This is a genomic window from Cedecea sp. VD22 (genome assembly GCF_037150195.1).
Classification (GTDB): Bacteria; Pseudomonadota; Gammaproteobacteria; order Enterobacterales; family Enterobacteriaceae; genus Cedecea.
Map to the genome: position 1 here is coordinate 65,820 of NZ_JBBCPX010000017.1, position 8,853 is coordinate 74,672.

Sequence of the window (8,853 nt, forward strand, 5' to 3'; positions counted from 1 at the left end):
ACGGCAGATATCACATCACCATCAGTCCGATGACGGCCAGGTGCACCGCGTAGAACAGCGGGAAAAATTCGCGCGGCCAGAACCTCGGCACGCGGCAGCAGGTCCGGCTCAGCACCGTCAGGGTAACGCCGGGTATTACCAGACCCGCGATGGCAAAGGCGGGGCTGTCCGCGGCATTCAGCGCGAGTATCGCCAGTGCCAGACACAGCGCCAGCCCCGTGCGCGTGGTGCGCCGGCCCGTCATACATACGCCGCAGGCCAGCATCAGCATCACTACCCCCGCCAGCCCGTAGCTTCCCGCCGAAAACGGCAGCCAGGCCAGAACCAGCATCAGGGAGAGCGGCCACGTGCGCGGCCCGTGCCGCTGCATCAGCGCCAGTGCCTGTCCGCTGACCGCAAAGGCAAACAGGATATTGCCCAGGTCCGGGCGCAGCCCGGCCAGTATCCAGCCGCCCTGCGCTACCCCGGCCCATATCCAGAGCCGGTTCAGGGCGCGCTGCTGAATCTGCGGATGGCGGGCGAGGTTCATGGCCCAGACCAGGCCAAAGAGCGGAAACGCTCCCCGACCAGCAAGACGCAGCCAGTCATTATCCAGTCCGCACAGCATGCTGATGTGGTCGGCCACCATCAGCAGCAGCGCCACGGTCTTGATAAGGTCGGTCTGCCCCGGCGTCCACACAAGCAGACGCTGCAGCCAGCAGTCGGCCACCACCACAAGGGGGAAAAGCGGATGGTTTTCAGCGCGCATGTCAGTCTCCCCCCAGAGTTTTCTCACGCTCAAGGTCTCGCACCGTTTCGCGCTCCATCTGCTGCAGGCGGTCCCGCTGCACATTCTCGCGCACCACCTGAGACACCGCCTCATCACGGCGGCGTTCTTCCGGCGCATCCGGCAGCGTGAGGGGAGATGCCGGCGTTTCTTTTATCCGCTCCATATCCCGCAACACATCCCGGACGGCAACGTCAGCCCCACCGGCCGGCCCGTCGCCGCTGCGGGCCATCTCGCGGACCGCCTCTTCGGCACGCTTATCCAGCTCCCGCTGCACCTCAGCCTCCCGGGCCTGCTGTGCCAGCACCTCCGGCGGCACCGTTTCTGCGGGCTGCGTACCGGCGCCGTCGGGCAGACCGTCGGCCCAGACCCGACCGCCGGTAATGGCGCCGGGGTTCCACGGTCGCGCCTCGCCTTCGAGCCGCACCACCACGCCGCTCTGCGGATTCTCCCTCGCGAGCCGCACGCCCTCTTCCATATCCCGCGCCAGCAGCGACTCGCCGTTCCGGCTGGCCTGCAGGCCCGCAAACGCCGAGTCCCCGCTGCCCATCACCCGGCCTTCACCAGCGAGCCCCTTAAGCTGCCCGTCTCCGGAGGTCAGGGCGCTCAGCCAGACGCCCGCCTGCCTGCCGTTGCGGTCAAAAGCGGGCAGCGCCACGTGCGGCTGCGGGTATTTACGCCCCGGCGAGATAAATTTCGCCATCGAGCCCTCGGGCTGCAGCCCGGCCTGGCGCAGCGCGGCGCGACCGGCAGGCACCTCACCCAGTGCTTTTGCCGTCGCCGTCAGGCGGGCGGCATTCGCGACGGCGCGGTCGCCGCGCGGCTCCAGAATGTCATGCGCCGTACTTTTCGCCTGCGATTTTCCCATCGCGGCCACCCACTTATCCCGGTTGTCGGTATAGACCTGCGCGTGCTGCTTCATGCGGCTCAGCGCCACGTAGGCTGACTCGAAGCTCACCATCCGCTTACGTCCGCCGTCCGTACCCTGCAGGGAGATGGAGAAGGGTTCGCTCGCCCCCTGTGAGCCTTCAACGGTAACGGCATAGGCCAGGTCGATGTGCTGCTCTGCCTGCTCGGCTGACGGCGTGAGCGTACGGGTCTGTTTCCCGTCCGAGAGCGTGACGCTGTCACCTTTTATCTCACTGACCGACCAGACGCTGTTGGCCACGAAGCCCCGCTCGTTGTCGCTTTTCGAAAAGCGCATCCGGTCACCTTCCGACACGGTGATGGTGTCCTGACGGTAGAGCGTGACGCCCTCTGTCGCCGCATGCGCGGGCGACAGGCTGCGGGTGTTGCCCTGCGCATCCTTCAGCGTCACCAGGTGCGCCTCCCCGTCCAGCGCCTCAATGCTGTAATACGTGCTGTCCAGCAGAACCAGGCTGTCGCGGGACGCCTCCCACGTTGCCATGCGCCGCAGCTCCCCGTCGCGGATATTGGCAGTAGTGAGGACCGGCAGCGTGACCTCTTTTTCGTCCACCTCGCCAGCATCCTGACGGGCGTCATGAATCATGGCGTTCACCTGGCGGCGGTCGGCATTCAGGGCGGTGATAACGATGGTCTGCGCCTGCGCCTCTGGCGTGCGCCCCGTGTAGTCCTTCACGATGGCCTCCAGCAGCGTCGCGGGCTGCCCGCCGGGCATCAGGTCGCCGGCCGCCACGGCTTTCGCGATGGCCTCCTCTCGTTCGCGGCTGAACTCCATGACCGAGCTGTCCGGCTGCCAGGCATCCGCCCTGCGCGGCACCTGTGCCGGCGCCACGCGCTCAATGGTCGTCAGGGCGCTGCCGATATCGCGGTTAATCAGGCTGTAGACGGCAGGTTTAAGTTCCGGCGTCTGGCGGACAATCTCCTGCATCACCGCCACGTCAATGGCGCTACGCTTCTGCAGCAGGCGGAAGGGCTGGCCCGGGGCAATGGACTGCAGCTGGTCGGTATCGCCGCTGGAGACCGCGCGCCCCCCGCCCCCGGCAATCAGGCTGTACGCCTTCGCCATGTCGGCGTTACCGACCATTGAGCTTTCATCCACGAGAAACAGCACGTTGCTGAAGTCCGGTCGTTCGCCGCCGCGCAGCTGCTGCTGCGTGTCATGAATAAAGGCCGCCAGCGTCTGCGTTTCGGGCACGCCCGCATCGCGCATCTCGCTCACCGCCCGGTGGGTGGGGGCCACGCCGATAACCCGCGGCTGCGCCTGTTCCGGCAGCGAGCCGATGGCCGACATGACAGCCCGGAACTGAGTGGTCTTACCCACGCCCGCGTAGCCCTGCACCAGGGTAAAGCGGTCGGGGGATTCCAGTATCATGCGCGTGGCGTTTTGCTGCCCGTCGGTCAGGCCCGCCAGCTGCGCGTCCGGAACCTTATCCATCAGCGGGGTGACGGCCTCCTTTCCTTCCAGCACATGGCGGAGGATACTCTTCTCCGCGTTGTACGACTGGCGTGAGACCAGCAGCTGCAGGCCGTTTCCCGGCGATACCGGCACCGACAGCAGGGCGCCGCTGCGTATCTGCCGGTCCGCCTCCTTTTCGATGGCCTGCAGGCTGAGGCTGTCCTGCTCAAATTCTTTCGCGGCGGCCATCAGCTGCGGCTTCGTGAACGCCAGGCCGTTCCCCTCCAGCACCGGAATGGCCAGGTGGATGGCCTGCTGCTCCGGCGTGTGCAGCCCGGCCTTCTGGTGCGCCAGGGCATCATCGAGCCTGTCATGCCCCGCCGCATCCTTAATCTGTTCAGACACGACGCTCCAGGCAGACTGACGCGACAGCTTCTCCGTCGTTTTCTGCGCCGTCTGCGCGGAATAGAGCTGCACCGCCCTGCCGCTGAGCGCCAGTTTGTTCAGCGTGGTGTTATCCAGCTCGCGCTGCGACAGCGAGGCAAAGACCGTGGCGCTGTCGCTCACCGAGCGGCCCGGCGACTCCACCCAGCCCTGACCCACCTTCGCGGCGGTAAACGGGCTGTCGCCGGCGGGCAGGACCACGTCCGCCTTACGCCCGGGCAGGCTGACGACGAGCCCCGCCTCCCCGAGGGCCTTAACGGTCACCGTATCGCCCCCCTTCAGCCGCGTCCCCTGCGACTGGCCCAGCACCGCCAGGCGGTCGCCTTCGGCCACCTGCAGCGTGCCGGTGCGGTACAGCGACCAGCTGCTGTTGAGTTCAGACAGGCGGGTCACCCGCGTCTCACCCTGGGCGTTACGCAGCGTCAGGCTGTTGTTGCGGCCCGTCACGCGGTCAATGACAAAGCGTTCCCGGCTGCGTGCTTCGGCATTCCAGCGCTCCATGACCATCCCCTCCCGGTAGTGGTCGCGCACCTGCTGATGGCGGCTGTCGAGCCACACCGGCTCCAGCGTGGTGATACTGACCTCCCGCTCGCCCAGCACCTTTTCCGCCTTAAGCGCCTCGCGGACAGCGCCTGCCAGCACGGCCTGCTCGCGCGGACCTGAGACCTGCGCCACGCTGTGTTCACCTGCACGGACACTTCGGGCAAAGTCAGCGGCCAGGCGGTCATACCGCTGCCGCCGGTCAGGCTCGCTGATAACCGAGACCTGCGTCTTCTCACCGCCCTGCCACGCGAGCGTGCTCACTCCCGCCTCCTTCATGACGGTCAGCGCGCTGCCGGTCCCGGTGCGCTGGCCGCTGTCGGCAATCAGCAGCTGGACGTTATGGCGCAGCGCGCCGTCGAGCAGCGTGAGCGTTTCTTTCAGGGTCAGCTTCTCCCCCTGGTCCACAATCAGCGTGCTGCCGGGCGTAAAGGCCATGCCCTCCGTCAGCCCCCGCCTGTCGGTGATATGCTCGCCGCTGAGGCGCTCATCCTGCATAAGGGCGCTATGCGAACGCCTGTCGGCGGCGATAATCTGCACGTCACGCCCCTGTTCGCGCGCCATCATCGTCAGTTCCGCCACGCGCTCGCGCTGGCCGGCAGCCCCGCCCTGACCCGAAATGATGGCCACGGGCGGACGGTCCTGGGCCAGAACGCTCACGGCATCGCTGTATGACCGGCTGCGGGGCACGCTTTTATCCGGAAAAATGTCGGCCTGCCCCGTCCGCTGTAAATCGCGGGTCATGGCAGACACCGACAGCTCGTCCAGCACGTGGATGTTCGAGGTAAACAGCCCCTTCTCTTTATCCAGCGGGATGAGCTGCTCATTTTTTATCGCCGCATCGATGCCGTCACGCGCCATCTCCACCATGCCTGACCGCGCGGGCAGCTGCCCGAGTGTGGTGGCCAGCAGCTCGGAATACGTGAACCGCGCCCGCCGGTCGCTCAGCATCGCAATGGACTGTCCGACGCTGCTGTTAATATCAATGGCTTCAGGCGCCGTGACGGGAATATTCCCCTGCACAACCCGCAGGTCTGCCGCCTCCCGGTAATCCCGGATATCAAACCCCGTCTCTTTCAGGGTCTGCATCCACTCGACAAGACGCTGTTCGGGGTCAACCTTCTGCTTGGACTGGCGGGTATCGAGCGCCGCCACGTCGCGGGATTTGAGGGAAGCATCATCCCCGACCGCCGACTGAATGGCTTTGCTGCGGCTCGAAAAGGGCTCAGTGGGGACGTTTTTAAGCTCCCACATCCCGTGTTTGCCGACCGTCTCAGTCTCATACCCCATGGCCGTGACGTCATCCTTTAGCGCGGCACGGTACAGGCGGCCAAAGGCAATCTGGTTGGCGTAGATATTCTCAATAAACCCGGTTTTACCCACTTTGTCGCTGCTGAGCGTGCGCCACTCATCACCATGCTGAGTGGCATTGGCCACCACCGCGTGGGTGTGCAGCTGCGGCTCCTGGTCGCGGCTGGTATCGTGGTTAAACAGCGCCATCACCAGGTTGCCGGTCAGCTGCGTCTCGCTCCTGCCCTCCGTCATCACCCGCGTGGAGGCCATTGCCTCTATCTGCTTAATGGCGGTCTCCACCGCGCGGTTGTGTGCCTCAATAAGACGCTTGTCGCCTCCCAGCATGGCCATCACGGAGACACTTTTGGGCGCAGAGAAGGTGAAGTCGTAGCCCGGACGGTGTTTGTTCGCCCCGTCCTGAGTCCGGCTGAGGTCGCTGCCGTCCGGCAGGCGTCCCTCCAGAACCTTCGTAAAGACCTTCTGGTCCACCCCGCCGCTGAGCCCCAGCGCTTCAGCCCCTTTTCCGGCCCAGCGCTCGCCCATACTGCCGATAACGTAGTAGTTGTCCTTGTCGGTGTAATAATTGCCCGCGCTGCCGGCGGATTTTACAGATCCGATGCTCATCATCAGATGTATCCTCCCGGCTCAAGATCCTTTTCAGGCGCCCGGTGAACGTTGATGTTCACTTCTTCACGACGCTGCCTCTCCTGAGGAGACAGTTCGTCCTGCTCCGCCTGCCACGCTTCCCATGCCGCCATATCCACCACCTCACCGCTTTCACTGATGCCGGGCGGCAGCTGCTCAGCCTCCTCCGCCTTTGTCTTCAGCTCAGGCTCCACGCCGCCGGTGCCGGCGGCACCCGCCACAGATGCCGAAGCGTATGCCGTGTCTGCAGCACGGGGCGCAGGCGCCAGCTGCTGTGGCTGCTGTGGCTGCTGTGGCTGGCCAGCATTCTCCGCACTGCCCTCTGGCGCGATAACGTCTGCATCCGGTTCAAAGAGCATGGCGATGCTGCGGGATTCATGCTCACGTGCAGCCAGCGCGGCATTCAGGCGTTCCTCCGCTTTCCCGTCGATGGTGCGCGGAATGAATTCCGGTGCCACCTTTGGACGCTGCTGATACTTCAGCGCCATCTTCACGGCAGGGTACGGTCCGGGAAGCGTGACGTAGCAGGAGAGATCCGGCAACGTCTGGACGTCGGAGTAACTCACCAGGGTGACGCGCTCCATGTCCTTGCCGACCGAAGTACCGTCGCGTACCGGGTCCACGCCGTAGGAATACTGCTCGGACGCCTTGAGGATTTCTTTTTCACCGATTTCGCCGGCGGCGAACTCGGCGATATTGCGCGACGGCGAGCGGAAGAAGGCACGAGTGTTCAGCACGTCGAACAGCGTTTCCGCCGGCTTCTGCCCGTAGATATCTTCCAGCTGGGCGTAGGACTGGATGCCAATGACGTAGCAGCCACCAAACTTACGCGCCTCCGGCAGGATCTCAACCAGGTCCGGAAGCTTGTGCAGGGTCGGCAGTTCGTCGGCGAAGATCCACACGCGGCGGTTACGGTTTTCACCCATAGCCAGCAGCCCGCGAATGGCGATGGACAACCACATGGAAATAACCGGCTTGAGGGAAGCGTGAGTGTCAGCATTGGAGGAGATAAACAGCCAGCCGTTTTTACCATCCTCACGAACGCCGCGCATCCAGTCGCGTATGGTGAATGACTCGCCGTTATTTTCGATGCCCTGCAGGTAGCGGATGGCCTTGACGTAGTTGGTCAGCACGGCGCGGATGGAGATGGCCGTTTTCTCGATTTTCTCTTCCACCAGGTTCGCCGCCGGGGAGTTTTTCAGGTACGAGCGCAGCTTCTCAATCTTGATGGAAAGCAGCGTGTCGACCAGCTTGCTGTAGCTGCGGTCCTTGTCGTTGCGCATCAGATAAGCGGCTTCGGCAAAGATGGTACGTCCCGACCCCTGCCAGAAGGGGTCTTCCTTCGTGCCCATAGGAATAAGCGTGTTGGACACGTTGTCGAAGTCAGGCTGCGTCAGGCACTCCCGCCACAGGTCCCATGCAGCGCAGCGCGCATCCAGCGGGTTAAGGATTTTATCTGTGGCCGGATCATAGTAGCTTTTGACGAACTCACAGGAGCGGTCATAGACGATAACCATATCGCCACGCTGGCGGGCATAGTTCATCAGGCGGCGAATAACCTCGGATTTACCGGCCCCGACGGTGCCGTGCAGACAGAAGTTCTGGATCTCCGAGTCCTTAATAAGCGGCAGCTCGCCAATTTTGATATCGGATGCCAGACCGACGCGCTTCAGCTTTCTGGCGACCTCCTTTGGATCGTCAGTCAGCTGGCGTCCACCGGTTATCTCATCCTCACTCTGCTGTCTGCCGTGGCGGCCCAGAATCCAGGTGGTGAGAAAGAAGGTAATAACGCACACCACGGCCGCGATGATGGCGGCAAGAATAAAGGCCGTCCAGACCTGGTCGGCGCACCACTGGATATACTTGTCCTCTAATATTTGTTGCGCATTGTATTTCAGTTCGTGCCCGTAATAACGAATGGTGTACACGGGCTGGGATTTAAATATATCCCGCATGGGTGCCAGCGTCTTACACCAGTAATACACCGAGCCGTTCACAAATGTCTGCCATGTCAGCTTCACGGTAAGCGTCAGAGAAACAATGGCGCAGAAAAGAATAACGAGGCAGTACACGATGATATTGGCAATCTGGCTGAACATACGGATGCGCATGCTCGCGATCTGACCGCCCTGGGTCATATCCTTAGCATTAAAACTCATGATGTATGGGTCCGGTATAAATGGGGTTTAGACGGTTATGATAAGGCTACATTCAGGAACGGCTACTTACTGGCCTGGCAAATAAGAGGTCACTTACGAAAAAATATCCACAGCAGTATTAACAGAACTGAAAATGGAACAGCAAATAAAGCATTCGGATAATCACTTTTGATACTCACTACTAATGCAAATACTGACATATTAATTTCTTTATTCACCGGCCCTGCCGGCAACCCTTCCCGGCAGCACAAAGGATTTGCGCCACCGCTCAGCGTTTTTCTTATATCAACAGAGAATGAGGAGAACAGATGCTATTCGGACTGAGTGATCCAGAGAAAAGGGCGGAAGAAACCGCCCCTGGTATTAATTAAAGAATGTTCGCGATAGATTTAGCCAGCTGATCTTCAAGCACAGGCTGGGCTTCGGGGAATATCAGATTAACCTTGTTCGCATTTGATACCACACGGGTCTGATATTTATGCTGGTTCCCCAGCTCGGTGCTGGTCTGAATTTTGGCGCCGGAGGTTCCCTGGCGAAGGGCGGCGATGTTGTCCGTGGTCACGGTCGCTTTGGTACGCTCGGCAATCTGCACATCCGTGATCATGGTGTAGTTGATGTCTTCGACCATCGCATCAGCGGCCATGCCAACAAGGCCGGCAGCAAGTCCTACGCCCAGAGTGGCTCCG

4 protein-coding genes are annotated in these 8,853 nt (G+C 62.3%); all 4 read right to left on the reverse strand.

Features of this window, described 5'->3' with window-relative positions; all coding sequences use genetic code 11:
* Window positions 1–10 precede the first annotated feature (10 nt).
* A complete protein-coding gene (traX, locus tag WFK85_RS20900) occupies window positions 11–748 on the reverse strand; it encodes a type-F conjugative transfer system pilin acetylase TraX (RefSeq protein ID WP_011901847.1) in 738 nt (245 codons plus the stop codon).
* A 1-nt stretch (window position 749) separates the two neighbouring features.
* Window positions 750–5,990, reverse strand: coding sequence for a conjugative transfer relaxase/helicase TraI (gene traI, locus WFK85_RS20905; protein ID WP_336710397.1), 5,241 nt, complete (start codon window positions 5,988–5,990; stop codon window positions 750–752).
* A complete protein-coding gene (gene traD / locus WFK85_RS20910; RefSeq protein ID WP_336709186.1) occupies window positions 5,990–8,167 on the reverse strand; it encodes a type IV conjugative transfer system coupling protein TraD in 2,178 nt (725 codons plus the stop codon). The genes traI and traD overlap by 1 nt, the downstream gene beginning before the upstream one ends.
* Before the next feature lie 367 nt (window positions 8,168–8,534).
* Window positions 8,535–8,853, reverse strand: a 319-nt coding sequence (traT, locus tag WFK85_RS20915; RefSeq protein ID WP_336821305.1) for a complement resistance protein TraT, incomplete at its 5' end; no start/stop codon positions are given.